At 45.1% G+C, this 19,931-nt stretch carries 20 protein-coding genes; 10 read left to right on the forward strand and 10 right to left on the reverse strand.

What is annotated here, in order from left to right:
- Positions 1-146: 146 nt before the first annotated feature.
- On the reverse strand, positions 147-500 hold the full coding sequence (locus tag R7Z49_RS03100) for a DUF413 domain-containing protein (protein ID WP_005374439.1): 354 nt from the start codon (positions 498-500) through the stop codon (positions 147-149).
- A gap of 149 nt (positions 501-649) precedes the next feature.
- Here R7Z49_RS03100 and R7Z49_RS03105 point away from each other — a divergent pair, with 149 nt between their 5' ends.
- Positions 650-1,543, forward strand: coding sequence for a LysR family transcriptional regulator (locus R7Z49_RS03105; RefSeq protein ID WP_005374436.1), 894 nt, complete (start codon positions 650-652; stop codon positions 1,541-1,543).
- 81 nt (positions 1,544-1,624) lie between these two features.
- Here the strand turns inward: R7Z49_RS03105 and R7Z49_RS03110 are convergent, their stop codons facing one another.
- The 3 genes from R7Z49_RS03110 to R7Z49_RS03120 form a co-directional block, all read right to left on the reverse strand.
- The gene (locus R7Z49_RS03110; RefSeq protein WP_017821043.1) at positions 1,625-2,320 is read right to left on the reverse strand and encodes a pirin family protein; all 696 of its coding nucleotides are present in this window, start codon (positions 2,318-2,320) and stop codon (positions 1,625-1,627) included.
- 9 nt (positions 2,321-2,329) lie between these two features.
- A complete protein-coding gene (locus R7Z49_RS03115; RefSeq protein ID WP_005374434.1) occupies positions 2,330-2,773 on the reverse strand; it encodes a DoxX family protein in 444 nt (147 codons plus the stop codon).
- 327 nt (positions 2,774-3,100) lie between these two features.
- The gene (locus R7Z49_RS03120; protein ID WP_017633816.1) at positions 3,101-3,304 is read right to left on the reverse strand and encodes a hypothetical protein; all 204 of its coding nucleotides are present in this window, start codon (positions 3,302-3,304) and stop codon (positions 3,101-3,103) included.
- Between the two features lie 194 nt (positions 3,305-3,498).
- Here R7Z49_RS03120 and R7Z49_RS03125 point away from each other — a divergent pair, with 194 nt between their 5' ends.
- From R7Z49_RS03125 to R7Z49_RS03135, 3 genes are all read left to right on the forward strand, one after another.
- Positions 3,499-4,866, forward strand: a complete 1,368-nt coding sequence (locus R7Z49_RS03125) for an AlkA N-terminal domain-containing protein (protein WP_031780807.1) — start codon at positions 3,499-3,501, stop codon at positions 4,864-4,866.
- A complete protein-coding gene (locus R7Z49_RS03130) occupies positions 4,863-5,345 on the forward strand; it encodes a methylated-DNA--[protein]-cysteine S-methyltransferase (protein ID WP_005374431.1) in 483 nt (160 codons plus the stop codon). The genes R7Z49_RS03125 and R7Z49_RS03130 overlap by 4 nt, the downstream gene beginning before the upstream one ends.
- A gap of 100 nt (positions 5,346-5,445) precedes the next feature.
- Complete coding sequence (locus R7Z49_RS03135) at positions 5,446-6,264, forward strand: hypothetical protein (RefSeq protein WP_213914701.1); 819 nt, start codon at positions 5,446-5,448, stop codon at positions 6,262-6,264.
- Positions 6,265-6,336: 72 nt separating this feature from the next.
- On the opposite strand, the gene R7Z49_RS03140 is transcribed toward R7Z49_RS03135, so the two are convergent.
- Positions 6,337-6,945 carry a YitT family protein gene (locus R7Z49_RS03140; protein WP_005374427.1) on the reverse strand — a complete coding sequence of 203 codons (609 nt, stop codon included), beginning with the start codon at positions 6,943-6,945 and terminating at the stop codon, positions 6,337-6,339.
- Between the two features lie 201 nt (positions 6,946-7,146).
- Here R7Z49_RS03140 and R7Z49_RS03145 point away from each other — a divergent pair, with 201 nt between their 5' ends.
- The gene (locus tag R7Z49_RS03145; protein ID WP_017821038.1) at positions 7,147-7,542 is read left to right on the forward strand and encodes a GFA family protein; all 396 of its coding nucleotides are present in this window, start codon (positions 7,147-7,149) and stop codon (positions 7,540-7,542) included.
- Positions 7,543-7,579: 37 nt separating this feature from the next.
- Here the strand turns inward: R7Z49_RS03145 and nhaD are convergent, their stop codons facing one another.
- Together nhaD and R7Z49_RS03155 are read right to left on the reverse strand one after the other, a co-directional pair.
- Positions 7,580-9,010 carry a sodium:proton antiporter NhaD gene (gene nhaD / locus R7Z49_RS03150; RefSeq protein ID WP_206957601.1) on the reverse strand — a complete coding sequence of 477 codons (1,431 nt, stop codon included), beginning with the start codon at positions 9,008-9,010 and terminating at the stop codon, positions 7,580-7,582.
- Between the two features lie 420 nt (positions 9,011-9,430).
- Positions 9,431-10,456 carry an acyltransferase gene (locus R7Z49_RS03155; RefSeq protein ID WP_318111319.1) on the reverse strand — a complete coding sequence of 342 codons (1,026 nt, stop codon included), beginning with the start codon at positions 10,454-10,456 and terminating at the stop codon, positions 9,431-9,433.
- Between the two features lie 250 nt (positions 10,457-10,706).
- On the opposite strand from R7Z49_RS03155, the gene R7Z49_RS03160 reads away from it, so the two are divergent.
- Positions 10,707-11,297, forward strand: a complete 591-nt coding sequence (locus R7Z49_RS03160) for a TetR/AcrR family transcriptional regulator (RefSeq protein ID WP_005374416.1) — start codon at positions 10,707-10,709, stop codon at positions 11,295-11,297.
- 129 nt (positions 11,298-11,426) lie between these two features.
- Positions 11,427-12,284 (forward strand): alpha/beta hydrolase, encoded by an 858-nt coding sequence (locus tag R7Z49_RS03165; RefSeq protein ID WP_213914699.1) that lies wholly within the window; start codon positions 11,427-11,429, stop codon positions 12,282-12,284.
- A 168-nt stretch (positions 12,285-12,452) separates the two neighbouring features.
- Here the strand turns inward: R7Z49_RS03165 and R7Z49_RS03170 are convergent, their stop codons facing one another.
- Together R7Z49_RS03170 and R7Z49_RS03175 are read right to left on the reverse strand one after the other, a co-directional pair.
- Positions 12,453-14,999, reverse strand: coding sequence for a glycosyl hydrolase family 18 protein (locus R7Z49_RS03170; protein WP_318111320.1), 2,547 nt, complete (start codon positions 14,997-14,999; stop codon positions 12,453-12,455).
- A 369-nt stretch (positions 15,000-15,368) separates the two neighbouring features.
- Positions 15,369-15,872 (reverse strand): DUF2850 domain-containing protein, encoded by a 504-nt coding sequence (locus tag R7Z49_RS03175; RefSeq protein WP_005374408.1) that lies wholly within the window; start codon positions 15,870-15,872, stop codon positions 15,369-15,371.
- Positions 15,873-16,200: 328 nt separating this feature from the next.
- Between R7Z49_RS03175 and R7Z49_RS03180 the strand changes: the two genes are divergently transcribed.
- Both R7Z49_RS03180 and R7Z49_RS03185 read left to right on the forward strand, forming a co-directional pair.
- Positions 16,201-16,485: a pyrimidine/purine nucleoside phosphorylase gene (locus R7Z49_RS03180; protein ID WP_005383244.1), complete on the forward strand. Its 285-nt coding sequence runs from the start codon at positions 16,201-16,203 to the stop codon at positions 16,483-16,485.
- Positions 16,486-16,617: 132 nt separating this feature from the next.
- Positions 16,618-16,899, forward strand: a complete 282-nt coding sequence (locus tag R7Z49_RS03185; protein WP_005374405.1) for a hypothetical protein — start codon at positions 16,618-16,620, stop codon at positions 16,897-16,899.
- 3 nt (positions 16,900-16,902) lie between these two features.
- Here the strand turns inward: R7Z49_RS03185 and R7Z49_RS03190 are convergent, their stop codons facing one another.
- The gene (locus R7Z49_RS03190; RefSeq protein WP_104976349.1) at positions 16,903-18,051 is read right to left on the reverse strand and encodes a GGDEF domain-containing protein; all 1,149 of its coding nucleotides are present in this window, start codon (positions 18,049-18,051) and stop codon (positions 16,903-16,905) included.
- Positions 18,052-18,558: 507 nt separating this feature from the next.
- On the opposite strand from R7Z49_RS03190, the gene R7Z49_RS03195 reads away from it, so the two are divergent.
- Positions 18,559-19,899, forward strand: coding sequence for an MATE family efflux transporter (locus R7Z49_RS03195; RefSeq protein WP_115386895.1), 1,341 nt, complete (start codon positions 18,559-18,561; stop codon positions 19,897-19,899).
- Positions 19,900-19,931 lie beyond the last annotated feature (32 nt).

Raw genomic sequence — 19,931 nt, forward strand, 5'->3', positions numbered from 1 at the left:
CGGTCATCACCCAAATATTAAAAAAGCCCTTGGGAGAATGCCCCCTTGGGCTTTAGGAGAAGAAATGAGCTTGTATTGCTCGCTCAGTAAAGTCAAACGAGCTTTCGCCTACTGCTAGAAAAAGGCGAGAACTAGGTTATTGGTTATTAATCGTCTTCAACCAAACTCTCTTCAATGTATTCTTCTGTGGCGTCAGGCTTGTTACGACCATTTAGCGTATGGAAGCGCTTGCGACCACGAGCAAGTTGGGTGTACTTTAGCCACGTACGCTCAAGTTTTGTTTTTGCTTTGCCCGGGTTTTCTAACACCTTGATGAAGTGTTTCTCTTCGCTGTTTTCAGGTGTTAATTCGCCTGACTCTAAGCCAAGCATTGTATCCCCATAAATTGTTAGGATTTCCTCTTCTGAAAGAGTAAAATCGCCAGACTTTGCAAAGCCGCGTGGGAATTTTACGTTATCGTAAAAACGTTTTTTGCCATGACGGAATTCAGTGTCAGACATGTCAACAGCCTCTGTAACCGTTATTGATGAATGTAGTGAACTTACGGCGAAAATTAGGCTTAAATCTAACAAAAGAAAAACAAAACTTTTTTGTCGTCATGATTTTAATTAGTTGTTAATCTGGTTTTATATTAACCAGGAGATGGTTTATGGATGTAAAAGTCTTTCGAACATTTTTAGAGCTGGCAAGAGTTCGTCACTTCGGACGTGCTGCTGAGAACCTTTATATTACCCAAGCCGCTGTGAGCGCACGTATCAAACAGTTGGAAAGTTACTTCGATACGCAATTGTTTATTCGTGATCGAAATAACATAAAGTTGACCTCTGCAGGTGAGCGCTTAATCAGCTATGCCGAGGTAATGGTCACTACATTGCAACAAGCGAAGCTAGAATTATCGCTTGAAGATGGCAAAGCGCTGCAACTAACGTTAGGTGGCACGCCAAACATTTGGGACGCTTATTTACAGAATTGTTTAAGTGTCGTCACAGATTCGTTTGGTGGTTATGGCTTCATGGCAGAAGTGATGGGACGTGAGATGCTCAGTCGTAGCTTGCTAGAGCGCACGTTAGATATGGCATTTGCGTTCGATCAGATCAAAGCTGATGAGCTTAACTGTAAAAAAGTGGCGGATGTTGTTCTCGTTCTGGTATCAACTGAGAAAGATTCTTTAGACACCGTTTTCGAAAACAAATATGTGTACGTTGACTGGGGGACGCGTTTCTCCTCAGAGCATTCTGAGCGTCACCCTAAGATTCCGGCTCCATATTTACGCACTTCAACAGCGCGTATCGCATTGGACTTTATTTTAGAGAAGGGTGGAGCCGCGTACTTACCAATCTCTCTCGTGGAGCCATTTATCGCTAATGGGCAGCTTCACAAGGTGTCTGGAGTAGAAGATTGGTGTCGCCCTATCTATTTGAGCTATCGTAAAGCTAGTTCGTCTGTAGACGCGATTAAGCAAGTGGAAGAAATTGTCAAAGAGATCGATCCACTGACCGCTTACAGTTTTCAGCAAATTGGTTCTGGCACTTCCGACGAATAGCGTTGAATGAAAAGTCAGAAAAACGAAAAAGCCGCCTTGAGAAATCAAGGCGGCTTTGTTTTTATCTCGATGAATCGATAGTTATGGTAAGTCAAACAACAGGGCTGTTGTGCTTTCGTTTGATGTATTGCGCAAAACAACCTTACTCTGGTGTTCAACCTTCGCGCCGTCGCCAGCCGTCAAAGTGGTATTGTCGACACTAAGGCTCCCAGTCACTTGATGGATGAATAGATTTCGGCCCGACTCAATCTCAAAGTTTAGTTCGCTACTTGGCTCAAGAATTAACTGATGCAAAGTCGCATCTTGCTTAATAAGTAGCGTGCCGTTTTCTCCAGTTGGAGTTGCGATAGTCGTTAACCCAGGATTGCGACCAAAATCTTTTTGCTGATAACCTGGTTTGGTTCCAAATGTGTTCGGTTGAATCCAAATCTGTAGAAACCGCAGCGTATCTTGGTTCGATGCATTGTACTCACTGTGGTAAATCCCTTTCCCTGCCGACATGAGTTGGAATTCACCTGCAGGTAGTGTTTTGACGTTACCTTCACTGTCTTTGTGTGCGATAACACCTTCCAACACATAGCTGATGATCTCCATATCACGGTGGCCATGTGTATCAAAACCCGCGCCAGGCTTGACTACATCGTCATTAATGACTCTCAGCTCAGAAAAGCCCATATGTTGAGGATCGTAGTAGCTACCAAAAGAAAACGTATGTTTGCTATCAAGCCAGCCAAAGTTTGCTCGACCTCGGTCTGCTGCATGTCTTACCGTAATCATAAGGCCTCCTTAAGAGAGCTTTTTGTTTAAAAAGTTATCTAACGCTGCTTTACCTGCGCCAGAGAACGCCAGAGAAACGCTTGCTGCCAGTAATGCTAAGCCAAACTCGTAACCGTTGTTTGCCATGAATAGGCCATTTTCAAAGTGGACAGAGAATATCGCTACCACCATCGTGAACGCCAAAGCAACCGCTGCTGGTCGAGTTAGCAGACCAAGTAAAATGAACAAGCCGCCAAAGAACTCTGCGCTGCCCGCAAGTAACGCCATGAGCACGCCAGGACCTAAACCGATAGATGCCATCCACTGACCTGTGCCTTCTAGCCCGTAGCCACCAAACCAGCCAAATAGTTTTTGTGCGCCGTGCGCCATAAAGATAATGCCGATTGGAACGCGAAGTGATAGTGCGCTGTAACCTGCGTTTGATGTGGTAATTTTCTGTAATAGTGCTTTCATGATTCTGTCCTCTGACTCTTTTCAATGAGTGGGAAGCGTGTGCTCCCGTGCTGTTGAGAACAGTTTAGGTAGAGGCGAACATAAAAATAACGGGAGGATTTTGATAAACTCGTTCTAAAAAATTGAATGATTGGTTTTTATTTATTTAAATCAATGTCTTGATTTTTATATTCGGGTGTTTATTTGCCGATTATTTTCTGTTTTAAATCAAGGTCTGTCATTATTTTCGATAAACATTTTTGCTGTTAAACAAAAAAAAAGAGCACATGTACTGTGCTCTATTGCTTTCGCTTTTAACAAGGGAGAAAGGTGTGTTAAAGAAAACCGTCAGAGGTTCATTAAGCTCTCTAATGACTCCTCTACATTGTTGTAGTGATAAGTTCGAATATTACGTCCATCCGTCGCATTAATCTGAATTTCTGAGATCTCGTTATCTGAGTCTCGTTCGATAATTCCAATAGAATGATCTACGGATTTACTGGTAATAACCTTTTGGTTTCTTAATACAATTACGCAAGTATGTAAGTCCATGCCAATTCCCTTTAGCCGACGTTGTTGTGATGTTCTGGATCTAACTTTAGTGTACAAAAGCGCTAATGCCAATAAATCTCAATATTGAGTTCCGAAAATGGCTAATTGTGGGCGCTTAAGCAAGCTACAATAACACTATATTGAACGATGCCTATGAACAATAAATGACAAAAGGCATGAGCAAGGAAAGCACTATGTTTATTCACCCCCATACCTCACTGACCTTCGAGCAGTGTCACAAGGCGCGAGTCGCGCGAGACAGTCGTTTTGATGGGCGATTTTATGTGGCGGTAAAAACAACGGGAATCTTTTGTCGTCCGATTTGCCCGGCAAATTTGCCTAAAGAAGAAAATGTTGAGTATTTCGCTGATAAGACGCAAGCTCTTCAAGCAGGGTACCGTCCGTGTTTACGCTGTCGACCTGATAGCGCGCCTGGATCTTGGGCATGGAAAGGTGTCGAGACGACCTTTCAACGAGCGATTTCGTTAATTGATAGAGGGGAGTTGCATCACCATTCGGTGTCTGAGTTGGCTGAGCGTGTTGGGATTTCTGACCGTTACTTACGTATGTTGTTTGAGCAGTATCTAGGTATGTCACCCAAGCAGTATGCGCAATATCAGCAACTAATGTTCGCCAAACAGTTGCTTCACTCCAGCTCTATGTCGGTCACCGACGTGGGGTTTGCGTCAGGTTTTAACAGTACGCGCCGCTTTAACGATGCTTTTCAAAAGTTTCTCAAACTAACGCCTTCTCAAGTACGCCGTAAAGAGTTTGATGGTGCGGGTTGCAATCGAATTGCCTTACCTTATCGAGGTGAGTTGAATTGGTCGCACATGTTGGACTTCTATCGTTTGCGAGCGGTTGAGGGGGTTGAGCTGGTGAGTGATGAGAGTTATCAGCGCAACGTTTTTTTGGATGACAGCAAAGCCTGGTTTAAAGCGACAAAAGGTGAAGGATACTTAGAACTGGCGTTTGAAATTGAAGACGTAACGAAGCTGCAAAACTTGGTGTCTGACATTCGTCGTATGTTCGATCTTGACGCTGATATTTGTACTGTTGAGCAGCATTTGGAGTATGTCGCGCCTGGGCTCGTGTCGAGTAAAGGTATTCGTATTCCTGGTGTATGGAATGCATGGGAAGCAGGGGCTAGAGCGATTTTAGGCCAGCAAGTGTCGGTTAAAGCTGCGATTGGTCAACTTAACTTATTGGTGGCCACACTTAGTGGTGAGTCAGAAAAACGTTTTTTCCCGACTCCCAGTGATATTGCAAACGCCGACGTGAGCTTTTTGCGCATGCCGCAAAGTCGTAAAGAGACGCTAGTGCGCTTCGCTCAGTTTATGCAGGACAACTCAGAAGCTGACCCCCAGCAGTGGCTAGCTTTGAAAGGCATTGGACCTTGGACCGTCAGTTATGCTCAACTGCGAGGGCAATCTCAACCCGATTGCTTTCTAGATAAAGACTTAGTGGTGAAAAAGGCGATGCAGCGTTACCCATCACTGAATACGCACACTGCGGCCCCTTGGGGAAGCTACGCGACGTTTCACTTATGGAATCAATCATGAAAACATTTTATACCGAAATGCCGAGTCCACTAGGAACGGTGACTATCCAATCGAACGCTGAGGGCTTGCTTGGCATTTGGTTTGAAACATGCACCACTAAGCCGAGTGAGCTGGGAGTGCGAGACGAGCAGCATCCGGTTTTGCGCCAAGCTGTCACCCAACTGGATGAATACTTTGCTGGTCTGCGCAACGAATTCGACTTGCCCCTTGCAGCGACAGGCACTGATTTTCAAAATCAAGTTTGGCAGGCACTAACGACCATTCCATATGGGGAAACGTGGAGCTATCAAGATCTTGCGAATGCGATAGGTAACCCTAAAGCTGTGCGTGCTGTTGGGTTAGCAAATGGGAAGAATCCGATTTCTATCGTGGTACCTTGTCATCGCGTTATTGGCAAAAGCGGAAAACTGACTGGATATGCAGGTGGAGTGGAGCGCAAGCAACGTTTGCTCGCGCTGGAGCAAGGTACACCGCTTTAAGTGAAGCGATTCTCATATTGGGATTAAGCGTGCTACACAGGGGTAACGATAGTGTAGGGTTTCATATTCGTTATACGAACAGAAAAAGGACAATAAGGACATGCCTTTCAAAACGGATTTTGATGCCTTCATGAGTGAGTGTTGGCAGCATCACGAGGACAATCCCGAACAAATTTATGCTCAGCTAGAAACGGCTCTGAGCGAGGTGGAAGACGTTACCCAAATCGAGCGAATATTCGCATTGATGCTGCATACCGCTATTGGGCATCTCCAGTGCCCAGAACAGTTTCTTACTTGTTTAGATCACTTTGATGAACGCAAGGTTGCCGAGAGTTTGGCATTTCAACGCAGTATTGCCGTTGCGCGCTACTTCGTAGATGGCACTGACAATATGGAATTATTGGAAGAGCAAGAACAACGCCGAGTTTACGCTTTGATTTCGAATGAACTTTCTGCACTTGTTCAGCTTGAACTGGCGAGTCAATGGTTGGTGAAGGCAGCGTTAGGAATGACGCCGAACGATGCAGAAGGGCCATTAGCGCGCGCTATCGCGATCACTGCGAACAACTTAGCATGTCAGTACGAAGCGCTGGCTGAGCGCACGTGCATGGAAAAATCGAAGATGTTAGAAGCAGCGACACTCGCGCTAGACTATTGGAAAGTGGCAGGGGGGTGGATGCAAGAAGAGCGCGCAGAGTATCGCTTAGCGATGAGCTTGCTTAAAGCGGATAAACCGCAAGAAGCCAAAGTGCATGCTGAGCGCTGTGAGGCTATTTGTCAGCAAAATGGTAGCGACGCGTTTGAGCTGTTCCACGCACATGACTTGTTGATGCAAGTACACTTCCATCTTAGCCAGAAATATAAAGCTAAATTGGATGAAGAGATGCAGCAGCACTGCAAAACGAGCTCGTTGACGTGATCTTAGCGTTGAATGAAAAAAGCCCCGAGCGACTGGCTGGGGGCTTTAAGGTTGTTGACTATGCAGCGATGATTATGCTGCTTGCGCTTTTGCTTGGTATCGTCCTGGTTTATGGTTCATCGCCAAAATCAAGTTCGTTGCGATGGCACCTAGAACAGATAGAGCGATAAGGTGCACATCTACAATGAACAGTGACATCACCACGATGGCACAATCTAACGCCATTTGAACTTTACCCGCTCGAACTCCAAAACGTTCCTGAAGGTACAACGCTAGAATGTTAAAGCCACCCAAACTCATTTTGTGACGGAAAATTACCAACATGCCGATTCCAATCAGTCCACCACCCAAAAGTGCCGCATAGAAAGGTTCGATTCGTGAAATCTCAATCACATGATGCAGATGATCGACCGCAAAAGAGACAATCGAAACCGCAATAAAGGTATTGATAGTGAAGCGCCAACCCATGCGCATCACAGATAAAATATAAAAAGGGAGGTTAAGAGCGAAAAATATCTGACCAAAACTGAAGTCACTCACTTTGGTTAGGAAGATCGCCAAACCAGCCGTACCGCCAGTGAGCAATCCTACTTTGCTAAAAAATATCACCCCAAGTGACACCAACGCACTGCCGAGCGTCAGAGCCAAGAGGTTCTCTCTTAGGCTATGATCTTTGTCCATAAATTAATTTCCTTGGTTTAAAAACCGCGCCGGAGATAACACGTCTCACGGACGCGATAGACAGTCGCCAAAATAGCAACTAACAAATCGGCCAATAAAATGTCGCGAAAAGTGATGGATGTCGAGTTTTTGGACGAGATTATGATGATATTAACCTGTTTAACATAATGTACACAGATAGAAAAACAACAAGGAAAAGTTATGATTAAGAAAGTTGGCAACACCCAAATCAACACATTACATCGACTGAGTTGTCACTGTGGAAAAGTTGAGTTGGAACTGGCGTTACCCAATGGTATTGAGAAACCGAGACGGTGTGACTGTTCTATGTGTCGACGTCGTGGCGCGATTGTCGCGTCTGTACCTTTGAACGGTATTCGTATTGTGCAAGGCGAAGACGTCTTGAAGCAGTATCAATTTAATACACACACTGCGAAGCACTTTTTCTGTGGCGAGTGCGGAATTTATACGCACCATCAGCGTCGTTCTGACCCGAGTGAGTATGGCTATAATGTCGGCTGCTTAGAGGGCGTCAACCCATATGAGTTGGGAGCGATTGAGGTGATGGATGGCGTTAACCATCCATCCGACCGCTAGGTTGTGTTGCAAGTTAAGCACCTGATTGTCGGTGCTTTTAAGTAAATAAACCGCTATTCATCCACAAGTGTACCGCAATACTGGCGGCATAACCCAAGGCGATGACGGGAGCCCACTTTAAGTGGCCAAAGAAGGTGTATTGCCCACGCGCGGCTCCCATTAAAGCGACGCCTGCCGCGGATCCGATGGAAAGCAAACTGCCCCCGACACCTGCGGTTAATGTGACCAGTAGCCAGTTGCCCATCGACATGTTTGGTTCCATGGTCAGTACAGCAAACATAACCGGAATGTTATCGACGATTGCAGATAGGACACCAACCATTACGTTTGCCCAGACTGGGTTCCATTGCGTGTACATGACGTTTGAAACCAGTTCGAGGTAGCCAAGTAAACTTAAACCGCCAACACACATCACAACACCATAGAAGAACAACAAGGTGTCCCATTCGGCTCGAGACACACGATGAAACACATCAAACGGAACCACTGAGCCTAAGCGCTTCAATGCCTGATCATCGCCATTGGCAATTGCCATAGCTGCTTTTTTTGCGAGTGAGTGTTTGAGAGTTTGGCGCAAAAAATATCCGAAAAACTGTAAGTACGCCAAGCCCATCATCATGCCCATAACGGGTGGGAAGTGCAGCACAGCATGGAAAGAGACCGCAGTGGCAATAGTCAGAATGAATAATGCGACAATACGCCTTGCCCCGCGTTTTAGCTCAACGTGTTGGTGAATCGTATTCGGTTTTGTGTTTGGAACAAACAGTGACATCAAAAACGCGGGAACCAAGTAGTTCACCAATGACGGTACAAACAACGGAATGAACTCAGCAAAGCTGACATGACCGGCTTGCCACACCATCAGGGTTGTAATATCCCCAAATGGGCTGAATGCACCGCCAGCGTTGGCTGCGATAACAATGTTGATACAAGCAAGATTGACGAACTTAGGATTATCACCAGAGACTTTCATCACTACAGCGCACATCAATAGGGCCGTAGTTAAGTTATCGGCAATCGGTGAAATGACAAAAGCGAGAAACCCCGTCAGCCAGAACAACTTTTTGAATCCAAAACCTTTACCGACCATCCACGCTTGTAAGGCGTCGAAGAGTTTGCGTTCTTCCATTGCGTTGATGTAGGTCATCGCCACGAGCAAAAACAGCAGCAACTCGGCATATTCCAACAAGTTGTGTTCTAGTGCGGATTTGGCGATTTCAGGCTGGTTGTGTTGAGCAAAGGTGTAGCCAATCAGAATCCAAATTAATCCTGCAGCGAGCAGCACTGGCTTGGATTTTCTCATTTTCAGATACTCTTCCAACATAACCAGTATGTAAGCGATCGAAAAGATAATCAGAGCCGCGTAACCGACACCAGAATTAACAAGGTTCAGTTCATTGGTTGATGCAGCAAAGGTGGCGCTAGAGAACAACAAACAGCAGAAAGCCACAATTGGATAGATTGGCATAGACATTTCTCCTTTGTCTGGTTGGAGAAATATTAGCCACAAATGAATGAGTTAGTTGTGAGAGAGCTCGAATTAACAGTAGGAGTTAGGAAATGATAGTGTGCGCCACTATTTTCTGAGTGACGCAATGCTTGCTGCGCCGAATAAAACCGCAGCGGCATATAAACCGTAAGTTAACCAGTGACTAATCTCTAAAAAAGGAACGAGTCCTTGACCTGCCCACATACAGCCTCCGTTTAATGAGCAATGTTGTAATAGTCGAGTCAATTTAAAGGAAATGAACAATGTTTTTTGTGAGTGAAAGCAAATTCTGAAGGATTAGAAAGTCAAAAATTGGTCAGTGAGAGAGAAATCTCATTTTTAACTGGCTAGCTCTAATCCTTTTGAGTTAAAGCTAGCTATATCTAGAGCTGAATGCATTTAGCGTAGGAGCCATTTTTTCAACGGTGAAGCGTCGATTGCTTTCACAAGCAGTATGGTTGCAACAATCGTTGCAGGATAAATAAACACATCTTTCGCGAGGTGTTGCAGCCCGATAAATCCAGCGACATTCATCATGACAATTATGATAAGCAGATGGCTAACATATATCCCTAACACGCAAGGAGATAGTTTGAAGATCCAAGGCATGTCGCCAAAATGAGGGTGAGCCAAAAACCACATAAAGACACCTACAGCCCAGATAACGGTACCGAATAGGAAGTCGTGCGAGTTGAAAGCGATGTCATGTTGCATCAGCCAGTAAGCTTCACCAAAATGCAGTGCCATGCCAAGAATAATGCATCGAACCGTATTGTTTCGCGACCACCGCCACTGCGCTTCTCGTGCGAAATAACCCAGAACAACTAGCAACGTGCTGAAAAAAGGCCCATTACGAGTAAAGAAAGGCGCTGGCAGGTCGGTAATGGTCGCGTAACTGCCAGCAAAGACCCCGTATATGTATAGCAATACTGCAGTTGGCAGTATCATTTGCGCCATATTGATATGCACGAGAAAGGCAATTAACGCTACGGCAATGACCAGAGCCGGAATAAACCACAGATGAACGAGTCCGCCTTCGATGAGTGAATTGATCGGGGTTGACATTAAGTACCCCCAATAACCTTGCCTTTCGGCGAGATACCCTGCCTCAGCGACCGTCTGCCATTGGAATGGCATCAGTAAACTGATCATGCTCCAAATGAGCCAAACCTTCATTAACGGTTTGGCGTAGTTCTTAAGAGTATCGATAGGTGAGTGACTCAACTTCGGCTGGATTAGATAACCCGAGATGAGAAAGAACAGCGGAACAGCAAAACGAGCCAGTTGGTTGAGCATATAGCCAACCCATGGTATCCCATTCCACTGCCAGTACGTCAGTGCCATCTGGCAATGCAAACCCACAATCGCAAGCATCGCAATGATACGTGCAAACTCTAAGCTGGCTATTTTTTGTTTCTTTGCCATTACATTGTTTACCTAAATAAAAAACTTAGGTGAAAATAGCAGGTTGTTACTGAAGTAATACGTGAAAAAGTCAACAGACTTGCGCTTACATTGAAGCTGTTTTGAAAATTAAGACTTACTTCAAACTTCTTAATTATTAACCTATTAACGCAATCAATACCTGATTCGTGAGTCGAAAATAGCACTGAATAATGGTTAGACCAGTTAACTCGAGATTGCAAAAAAGAACGATCGTGCTAAAAATAAGATTATGCAAAAAGGAAAAGTGACAAAAGAGTTTATTCTGCAGCGGGCTTTTGAGATCGCCAGCGAAGACGGATTAGAAAGTCTTACGATTGGAGAGTTAGCCAAGCAATGCGGTATGTCGAAAAGTGGTCTGTTTGCCCACTTTAATTCGAAGTTGAATTTACAGCTATCGGTGCTTGATCACGCCAATAAAGTGTTCGCTGATCGGGTTATTGAGCCTGCTCGAGAACTCGGGGATGGCAATATCGAGCGTAAAATTCGAGGGTTGCTCGACTCTTGGATGACTTGGAATCACGCATTCCAAGGAAGTTGTATGTTTCTTGACGCTTGGAATGATACGGCAGATAAAGATTGCCCGCTTCAGGCCGGACTGCGTAAATCCATAGATACTTGGCTGAGTTATTTGGAGATCCAAATAGCGAAAGGCAAAGAGAAGCAAGAATTTGCAGCAGACTTAGATACACGCCAAGCAACATTTGATTTGTACGGTCTCTATTTGAGTGCGCATGTTTTTTACTCAATTAAAGGTGAGCAAGAAAGCTTGCGTCTGTTTTGGCAAGGGATCGACAACTTATTTTCTCGCTGGAAAGGCTAATATCGGTTATTCGCTTCCCAGATTCGTAGACATAAAATCACAAAGAGCGGCTGAGTTCGCTCTTTCTTATCAGTATGAAAAAGCACGACCGTTCTATTTTGTGCAAAGCTGATAGTTAAGGACATGATTATGAGTGAAAAAATTTACTTTAATACATCGCAACGTTTCAGTATTAAGCGCAGTTTGGTGAACATGAGTACTCGGTTACACCATACACTGGCCCCGTCACATGCAAAGAAGACCGCGCGCAAGCTTCTTCTGACACCTGCTCGTACGCAACCTAAAAATATTGAACCTCAAGGGCTTATCAAAGGTGAAATTAAAGGGCATGCAGGCATCATCAAAACCTATACTTTGGGCTCTGGACCTATTTGGGTGCTAACTCATGGTTGGTCTGGCACGGCAAGTCAGTTTTATCCACTGATGGAACATATTGCGTCGAAAGGGTTTACTGCTTTGGCGTACGATCATCCGGCACATGGTGAGAGTGAGGGGCAGTATGGGCACATTCCGGGGTTTGTCAGAGGATTAGAAGATGTGTTGGATACGGTCGAGGATATTGTTGGCCTAGTTGGGCACAGCATGGGCACCGCTTCTGCTCTTGAGTGTAGGCACAGTAAATTAGAAAACAAGCCTTTGCTGCTTATTGCTCCGGTATTAAATTACGTAGAGAACTTATTCGGCAGCATTGCGCGTTCCGGTTACTCGATGAAGCTTTTTAATGCTGTGGTTTCAGAAGTTGAAGACCAATTTGGTTATCCGTTACAGTCCATTGATCCGATGAAGCGTTTGTCTGAGCGTCCGTCTCACACCATTATTATTCATGATGAGCAAGATAAGTTCACCAAATACAGTGTCTCGGCAAAAGCGGCTGAAGAGATTAAAAACGTTGAGTTAGTGACAACACAAGGTCAGGGGCATGGTCGAGTGATGAAGTGTGAGCAAGTCTTCAGTAGTTTTGACCGTTTGCTCGATAGTGCTTGGTAACCCTTACTTTTACTGATTGATTCGCTCCGTTTTGCGCTAATTCGATTTGAAAGTAACACCTCAGACTTTTTCGTCTCTGGTGTTGCTCTTCTCGTTAAGAAGTTAAATCCAAAAAGGACAGCCGAAGCTGTCCTTTGTTTATTTAGCAGAACGTCTGCAAGGCTGAAGTTAGTTACAGTTAGCTACGCCAACTTCTTTCCAAACGCCCCATTCGCCAGATTGGCTAGGATCGTCACCCTGAGTCCACCATTTCGCTTCCCACGTTTTACCTGCGTGAGTCACTTGGTTACCACCTGTGTACACTGCGCTCGCATCCCATGCGTTGTCACAAGTACCAGGGTTCGGATCGGTTGCGTGCTGTGCAACAACCACTGTCGCGCTTGCCGATGAAGACGCTTTACCGTCGCTCACACTTACAGTGAAGCTTAAGCTTGTGTCTTGCGGGTATTCCGCAGCAGTGAACGTGACTTTAGAGCCTTCAACCGTTGCATTCAGACCTTGAGGTAGAGTCCAGTTGAATGTCAGGGTATCGTTGTCTGCATCGCTAGACGCAGATGCATCTACAACCACAACGTCACCAGCGTTTGCTGTTGCTGGAGCAACAACTTGTGCAACTGGTGCGCTGTTCACTGGGTCAACAACACCTGCTGGTTTCACTGTTACTACAACGAGGTCAGATGCCGTTGCACCCTCGTTATCAGTCACCGTCAGCTTGAAAGTTAATTGCTCTTCAACAGTAACTTCTGCTGCATCAAAGCTTGCTTTCGCTGTGTTTGCACCTGTTAGTACCACTGCTGTTCCAGATACTTGTTCCCAAGCGTAGCTTGCGATGGTGCCGTCAGAGTCTTTTGACAGGCTGCCATCTAGAACCACACTTGCAGGACCTGTTACCGATTGATCTGCGCCAGCGGCTGCGGTTGGTTTACGGTTTGGTTGAGGAACCACACCACCAGCCATACCTTCGTGCATCGCGTTTAGAATGTCACCGTTATCCGCGTCAATTTCCCAAGAGAATAGACCAGCAAGACCAAGAGACTTCGCGTAGCTACCTTTTGCTAGCACTGAACGGTGGTCATCAAATGTGATCAACTCGCCCGTAGTACGGTTCCATACCCATGGTGCTTCTGCTTGTGCATCGTAGCCGTACTCGAAGCCGTTAATGCCAGTGTTGTTTGCACCTAACATGAATGACTTAATGCCTTTGTAGTCAATTACGCCATCTTCCCAAACACCTTGTGCTGTGCTGCCCTTCAGTTTACCTGTAGCAGTACCTGTCATTGGGTCGTTTGGATCGGTTAGCGTATCTGGAGTTACGCCTTCCCAGCCACGACCGTACATTGCTGTACCAAGTACTAGCTTGTTCGCAGGAACGCCTTGAGCAAGAAGAAGTTGGATGCCGTTATCTGCTGTGTAAGCAGGACCCTTGTACGGTTCGCCGTTCTCATCAACGCCACTACCGTCACACTGACCAGGACGCATGAATGAACCACAGTAAAGCGCAGTTTGGTGACCAGGAACGTTATTCCAACCACCGTAGAAGTCGTAAGTCATTGCGAAGATGTAATCCATGTACTGAACTGCATCTGCGTAGTCTACGTCTTCAATCTTGTCGTAACCGACACCGATAGCGGACGTTAGCTCGTAAGTACGGCCTGTCTCAGCTTCTAATTCATCAAGCATTACGCGCAGTTCACGCATCAGTGCGATGTATGCTGGGCCATCGTTTACAGGGTCGCCCTTATCGGCTGCTGCGCCGCCGCCGCCAGGGAATTCCCAGTCGATATCAACACCATCGTAGAATTTCCAAGTTTTCAGGAACTTCTTAACTGATGCGACGAATGTGTCTCGGTTTTTCTTGTCCACGAAATCGAAGAATGGGTCAGACAGTGTCCAACCACCGATCGATGGGATGATTTTTAGATCAGGGTTACGTTGTTTCAATGCCATTAGCATTGCGTAGTTACCCTTGATAGGCGTGCTGTATTCATGACCAGCTTGTGGGAAGCTCTTCTGATAAGCAGCCCAAGGGTCATGGATAACGACTTCATAATCAGGCACACCTGTACAAGCAGTTTGTAGCGCGTTGAAACTGTTGCCGCCAACAGACTTCACAGACTCATTTGGGCCACAAATTGGGATAAAACCGTAAAGGATGTGAGTCAAGTTGTCGACCGGCATATTATCGACTGTATAGTCACGGCCATAGATGCCCCATTCAACAAAATACGTACCCATCACGACGCTTGGATCGGTATTGTAGGTTTTGTTGTTTGGATCAACATTCATCGTTAGTGGCTTCAGGTGAGAACCATCGGTATCTGCAATCGTGATTTCAGCTGGTGCGCTTTTCGCACAACCTGTCGCATCACATGCTTCGATTTCCATTTGGTATAAGCCACCTTGGCCGTATTCAAACGAAGCTGTCGTTTGGCTACCAGTGATAGGGCCACTTGCTACTTTTACACCATCAAAATAGACGTTGTAAGTGTCACCAGGTGTGCCACTCCACTGGTTAAACTTAACAGTAATCTTCGCTTGCTCATGGTATTTCACCATGTCGTAGTAGCCTGACGTGGTTTCCATCGCGAGCTCAATTTTAGAAAACTGAAGGTTGTTGGAACCGTACATATCGATACTTGGTGCGGTTGGAGCCGCAACTGCAGCACCTGATAGCGCTAAAGCAACTCCAGCTGCACATAGGTTAAATCGAATCATAACTTCTCTCTCAATCCTTGGATTCATGTTCTACCTAGAACATAGGCTGCTCTTGCACCAGATAAGATGATTGGATTTACTCCACGTGCAAAAGCATCACACTCAGCATTTCAGAGAGTCTTTTTTCGTCAAAAAAAATTAAGACGGTTTTCGAGGCACTTGAGAGAACTTAACTAAAACTCGCACTCTGTTACACAGAAAGTGTCAGACTGAGTCAATAATTTATAAAATCTCAGCAGAAACTAAAATTATTATTTACTCAGTAACGAGTTAGTTAAATGCGATGAAGACCTTATTTTGTTGTTTATTAAGGTTTTGTTTCATTGATATAGAAAGAGAATTGAAAGGAAAAATAGCCGTGAAGACGTATTAGTCACGGCTGAAGTGTTCACTCAACGCGGCACGACGTTTAGAGGCTGCGCCGGTTTCTGAGCCCTGAACGGTATGCTCAAATCCTTTACGAATGAATCGCTGATCTGGAATAAGAGGCTCAATACGGCGTATTTGAGGTGAAAGATGAGAGCCTGAGATCTGATACGCGGTCTTTCCTAATCCGGTATTCAACGTGATGACCTTGCCATCGAATTCAAATTCCGTCGTAATAAGTCGATGGTTTCGGTATACCCCATCTTCAGTGAAAACGAGACGTTCTGTTTGGTAGGGTGGCGCGCCAATCTCAATCCATTCGCCGTACACCTTTTCCGGATCAATGTGGTCTTGATAGGAGAGGTGGATTTGATAGCCAAAAAACGTCAACAGACCCATCCCGAAGCAGACAAATGTACTCTTGAGGATTTTGGATTGGTGGCGAGCCAAAAATGAAAGTTTTGGTTCTTGTCGTGCTTTTCGCCTTCGGCGAGTCGAGTCCGTCATAGATCTAATTTTCTCCACTTTTTTAACATGGTGGAAACCTTCCTTTTTAAAAACAAACAATCCCGCCATTGAGACGACGAAACTATGATCTAATGTCCACTTTTACATTCAGATACACATCTTATTGATGGTTTTGTTGTTTGCTCACATTCATTACTTCGCAGTTTTTCTTGATCGGTTTAGGTTGCCTGATTAATCCTTGTGAAAAGAGGTTCTCGCTCAGTAGCAAAGGATGTGCGTTATTACGTTGAGTTTAATGGCTTTCAAAGCTTGAGTAACGGAAAGAAACAAGGTAAAAAAGAGCGGACTTTTGATAAGGAAACCAATAATGAATATTAAGGAAAATAGCTATTTTGCTGGTAGTGTAAAATCACTGGGCTTTAACCAGAAAGATCAGGATGTTAGCGTTGGTGTGATGCTTCCTGGTGAGTACACGTTTGGTACTCAAGCACCAGAGCGTATGACGGTTGTAAAAGGTGCGCTTGTGGTCAAGCGTGTTGGCGAGAGCGATTGGACGACTTATCAAAGTGGTGAGTTTTTTGAAGTGGAAGGTAATTCTTCATTTGAGCTTCAAGTGAAAGAAGCGACTGCGTATTTATGTGAGTACTTCTAGTGTTCATTTGTTGCTCGTCATAAAACCACCTTCGGGTGGTTTTTTCGTCTATGTGCTTCACTTATAACGCATCTTTTTGGTTATTTGGGTATATACTTAATAAAAATGTACCCATCGACCAGGGAGGAAGTGATGGCAGTACAACGCAAGCATTCTGATCTCCCTCCTCGTTACGAGGATAAAGATCTCACCAATGAGCAAAGACAGCGCTTTACCGAAGTTGCCAATGCCGCTCATAAGAGACGTGAATTTTATCGACGTGCTCTAGGAAAGAGCTTAATGGGCAAAATGAAGGGCCGTGCGTTTAAAGATCACCCCACTCGTCAGCAAGACAAGCCGAACAGAACGTTGCAAGTAGTGTGGTTAATCGTATTCCTCGTTGTGGGGCTTTGGGTGATGCATGTGTTCGCTTAGTCATTAGCAAGCTTCTGGTACCTCTGGTGCATCAGATGTTGACTGTTCTTCCGTATTGCAGTACTCATAAAAGGCGTACTGGTTTTTACCAGTATGTTTAGCTGCGTACATTGCTTTATCTGCACATCGAGTCAATTCAGACAAATCCTTTGCATCTTGCTTATAGATAGCAGCACCTACACTCATTGTTAACTCGTTAATCATATCGTAGCTTCGGTAACCTGTCGGAAACAGATTCACGATCCGTTTTAGGATGCTGTCGAGGTCATCTTTACTTTTTACATCGTAAAGCATGATTACAAACTCGTCGCCCGCAAATCGAGCGATGGAGTAGTCGTGTTTATCTGTTTTTCTGTCTTTGTTGCGAATGTTATTTTTTAATCGAGTGGCGAAGGCTTGAAGTACTTGGTCACCAATATCGTGCCCGTAGGTGTCGTTGATGTGCTTGAAGTTATCGATATCGAGAAAAACCAATGCGGTGATGCTGTCATCAGATGAGTGCTTGATTTCATCGAGCTTTGCGCGCGCCCAAGTTTCAAAGCTCCAGCGATTGGCAAGCCCAGTGAGCTGGTCAAAATATGCTAACTCCTCAATCCCCTCACGATACAGTGTTTGAATGTAATTGAGGACTTTCGTGTAGTAATACGAGAACGTGTGACACACAAACGCGGTCGCTATCAGGGTCAGCATCAATCTCCGCTCTATGATTTCTGTGGCTGTTGGCAGTCGATCTAAAAAAGCGACCCCAAAAAAGATCAGTAAAATGTAGGTGCCACTGAACAGCAGACCGACCTTAAACTCATTAATTAATACCAGAGTGGCGACAATAGGATATAGCCATAACATTTTGCCTGACGGAGCGTCGTTATACAGAAGTAACAATAACCCTTCGAACATTAAGACAGCACTTAGCCATAAGTCGGCGTATTGATGGTGCCGCTGGACTTTTATTACATAACTGATTGCTAAGCATGCCAGGGCACATAAAGCATGGAAAAAGCTTAAACCCCAGTTATTCTCAAGTGATTGAGCAATGGAACCATAAGTTAAACAGGCAGCGGCGATACTGGAGCATAAAAAGACAATTTTCTTTTTTCTTGTTGAGCGGATGTCCGCCATTTCTTCTAAGCGCGCCCCAGCCAATGTCGACATTACGTATCCTTGCTTAATTAACGTGTACGCTTATTCTAGGCGGTATTTTCGCGATAAATAGAACAACAAAGTTTCCAAATGTGATATCAGTCATTTTTAGTGCAAAGCCATCAGTGTGATTTGGTGCGAGTGTTCAAAGAGGAATGGTGGCGCATGCAGGTTTTCATGACGGTTCTTCATGGCTCTATATGGTTCGACTGATAATTCAAAGTAATGTATCTAGTTAGACACATTTCTATTGATTATCCTGATTCTGTTCGGTGCTCGTTGATTGAGAGTATTGTTCACCAATCTCTGCTCTACGTATCGTCAAGGCATATGTCGTTTCGAAAATGCATTAGAAATATTTTTCCGAAACAGGGCGAAATATTGTTGTCGTTATGACCAATATGCGACTAGAATCCGCGCTAAATCACAACCTCATATCGAGCTTCGTTCGAGTCACTATTTTTAAACTGCTTCACAAATATTGTGAGGCAGTTTTTAGTTGTAGGAAAGGTTACAAGCATGCCTAAAAGCCAAAACATCAACCAACGAATGTCCATCGTGGCATTAGCTTGGCCAATTCTTGTCGAAATTTTGCTACGGACGGCTTTAGGAACCAGTGACGTGTTCATGCTGAGTGGCTACTCAGACAAAGCCGTATCCGCTGTTGGTGTGATCACGCAGATTACCTTCTTTTTAATCATCGTTTCGACGTTTGTCAGTAGCGGTACGGGGATTTTGATTGCCCAATACAATGGCGCTGGACGCGAGCAAGAGTCAGTGAGCGTTGGTGTTGCGAGTATTGCGCTGTCTGTGCTCGTCGGTGTGCTATTGAGTGTGATTGCCGTGCTTGGTGCGATATACCTACTCCCGTATTACGGCTTGGAAGCGCAAGTTGAGCAGTACGCTCATGAATATCTGCTGATAAGCGGTGCGATGACGTTTAACGTTACGATTGGCATTGTTTTTACAACTATTCTGCGTAGTCATGGTTATTCACGTTCCCCAATGGTGGTGAATTTGATCTCGGGTGTGTTCAACATCATTGGTAACTATATTGCGCTTTACCAGCCTTTCGGTTTACCTGTGTATGGTGTGCAAGGTGTAGCAATAGCAACCGTCGTCAGCCAAGTCATCGGTACGTTAATGTTATGGTTTATTCTCGCTCGCAGCAGCATTGAACTACCGATGTCGACCATGAAACAAGTGCCCGCAGAGATTTACAAAAAGATCTTAAAAATCGGCGGCATGAACGCGGGTGAAGTGCTGTCTTACAACGTGGCGCAAATCTGCATTGTGTATTTTGTGGTGCAAATGGGGACGGCATCGTTGGCGGCTTTCACTTATGCACAAAACATTGCCCGTTTCTCGTTTGCTTTCGCGTTGGCAATTGGTCAGGCAGCGCAAATTCAGACTGGTTACTACATCGGTAAAGGTTGGGTGAGCAGCATTTTAAAACGCGTACAAATCTACTTCTTAGTGGGATTTGTGGCATCAACGGCGGCAACCACACTGATTTACCTGTTTAGAGAAGAGATTCTGCGCGTATTTACCGATCAACCAGAGATACTCGCATTGGCAGGTTCGTTAGTCATGGGCTCAATTTTGCTCGAGGCCGGACGTGTGTTTAACCTGATTTTTATCGCGGGGCTCAAAGGCGCGGGTGACATCAAGTTCCCAGTGCAAATGGGGATTTTGAGTATGTGGGGACTAGGCGTGCTTTTCTCTTACATCTTTGGCATCCACTTGGGTTATGGCGTTTTAGGGGCTTGGATGGCAATCGCACTCGATGAATGGGTACGTGGTATCATCATGGCAAGACGTTGGCGCTCTCAGGTGTGGACCAAGTTTAAGGTGAGCTAACGGTTTTCGGTATTGCGCATCACGCCTATTCT

This window comes from Vibrio sp. 1562 (genome assembly GCF_033340155.1).
GTDB lineage: Bacteria > Pseudomonadota > Gammaproteobacteria > Enterobacterales > Vibrionaceae > Vibrio > Vibrio alginolyticus.

Excerpts from the sequence above, each read along its gene's own strand:
- R7Z49_RS03100 (WP_005374439.1), bottom strand. The coding sequence starts at position 500 with ATGTCTGACACTGAATTCCGTCATGGCAAAAAACGTTTTTACGATAAC.
- R7Z49_RS03105 (WP_005374436.1), top strand. The coding sequence starts at position 650 with ATGGATGTAAAAGTCTTTCGAACATTTTTAGAGCTGGCAAGAGTTCGT.
- R7Z49_RS03110 (WP_017821043.1), bottom strand. The coding sequence starts at position 2,320 with ATGATTACGGTAAGACATGCAGCAGACCGAGGTCGAGCAAACTTTGGC.
- R7Z49_RS03115 (WP_005374434.1), bottom strand. The coding sequence starts at position 2,773 with ATGAAAGCACTATTACAGAAAATTACCACATCAAACGCAGGTTACAGC.
- R7Z49_RS03120 (WP_017633816.1), bottom strand. The coding sequence starts at position 3,304 with ATGGACTTACATACTTGCGTAATTGTATTAAGAAACCAAAAGGTTATT.
- R7Z49_RS03125 (WP_031780807.1), top strand. The coding sequence starts at position 3,499 with ATGTTTATTCACCCCCATACCTCACTGACCTTCGAGCAGTGTCACAAG.
- R7Z49_RS03130 (WP_005374431.1), top strand. The coding sequence starts at position 4,863 with ATGAAAACATTTTATACCGAAATGCCGAGTCCACTAGGAACGGTGACT.
- R7Z49_RS03135 (WP_213914701.1), top strand. The coding sequence starts at position 5,446 with ATGCCTTTCAAAACGGATTTTGATGCCTTCATGAGTGAGTGTTGGCAG.
- R7Z49_RS03140 (WP_005374427.1), bottom strand. The coding sequence starts at position 6,945 with ATGGACAAAGATCATAGCCTAAGAGAGAACCTCTTGGCTCTGACGCTC.
- R7Z49_RS03145 (WP_017821038.1), top strand. The coding sequence starts at position 7,147 with ATGATTAAGAAAGTTGGCAACACCCAAATCAACACATTACATCGACTG.
- nhaD (WP_206957601.1), bottom strand. The coding sequence starts at position 9,010 with ATGCCAATCTATCCAATTGTGGCTTTCTGCTGTTTGTTGTTCTCTAGC.
- R7Z49_RS03155 (WP_318111319.1), bottom strand. The coding sequence starts at position 10,456 with ATGGCAAAGAAACAAAAAATAGCCAGCTTAGAGTTTGCACGTATCATT.
- R7Z49_RS03160 (WP_005374416.1), top strand. The coding sequence starts at position 10,707 with ATGCAAAAAGGAAAAGTGACAAAAGAGTTTATTCTGCAGCGGGCTTTT.
- R7Z49_RS03165 (WP_213914699.1), top strand. The coding sequence starts at position 11,427 with ATGAGTGAAAAAATTTACTTTAATACATCGCAACGTTTCAGTATTAAG.
- R7Z49_RS03170 (WP_318111320.1), bottom strand. The coding sequence starts at position 14,999 with ATGATTCGATTTAACCTATGTGCAGCTGGAGTTGCTTTAGCGCTATCA.
- R7Z49_RS03175 (WP_005374408.1), bottom strand. The coding sequence starts at position 15,872 with ATGACGGACTCGACTCGCCGAAGGCGAAAAGCACGACAAGAACCAAAA.
- R7Z49_RS03180 (WP_005383244.1), top strand. The coding sequence starts at position 16,201 with ATGAATATTAAGGAAAATAGCTATTTTGCTGGTAGTGTAAAATCACTG.
- R7Z49_RS03185 (WP_005374405.1), top strand. The coding sequence starts at position 16,618 with ATGGCAGTACAACGCAAGCATTCTGATCTCCCTCCTCGTTACGAGGAT.
- R7Z49_RS03190 (WP_104976349.1), bottom strand. The coding sequence starts at position 18,051 with ATGTCGACATTGGCTGGGGCGCGCTTAGAAGAAATGGCGGACATCCGC.
- R7Z49_RS03195 (WP_115386895.1), top strand. The coding sequence starts at position 18,559 with ATGCCTAAAAGCCAAAACATCAACCAACGAATGTCCATCGTGGCATTA.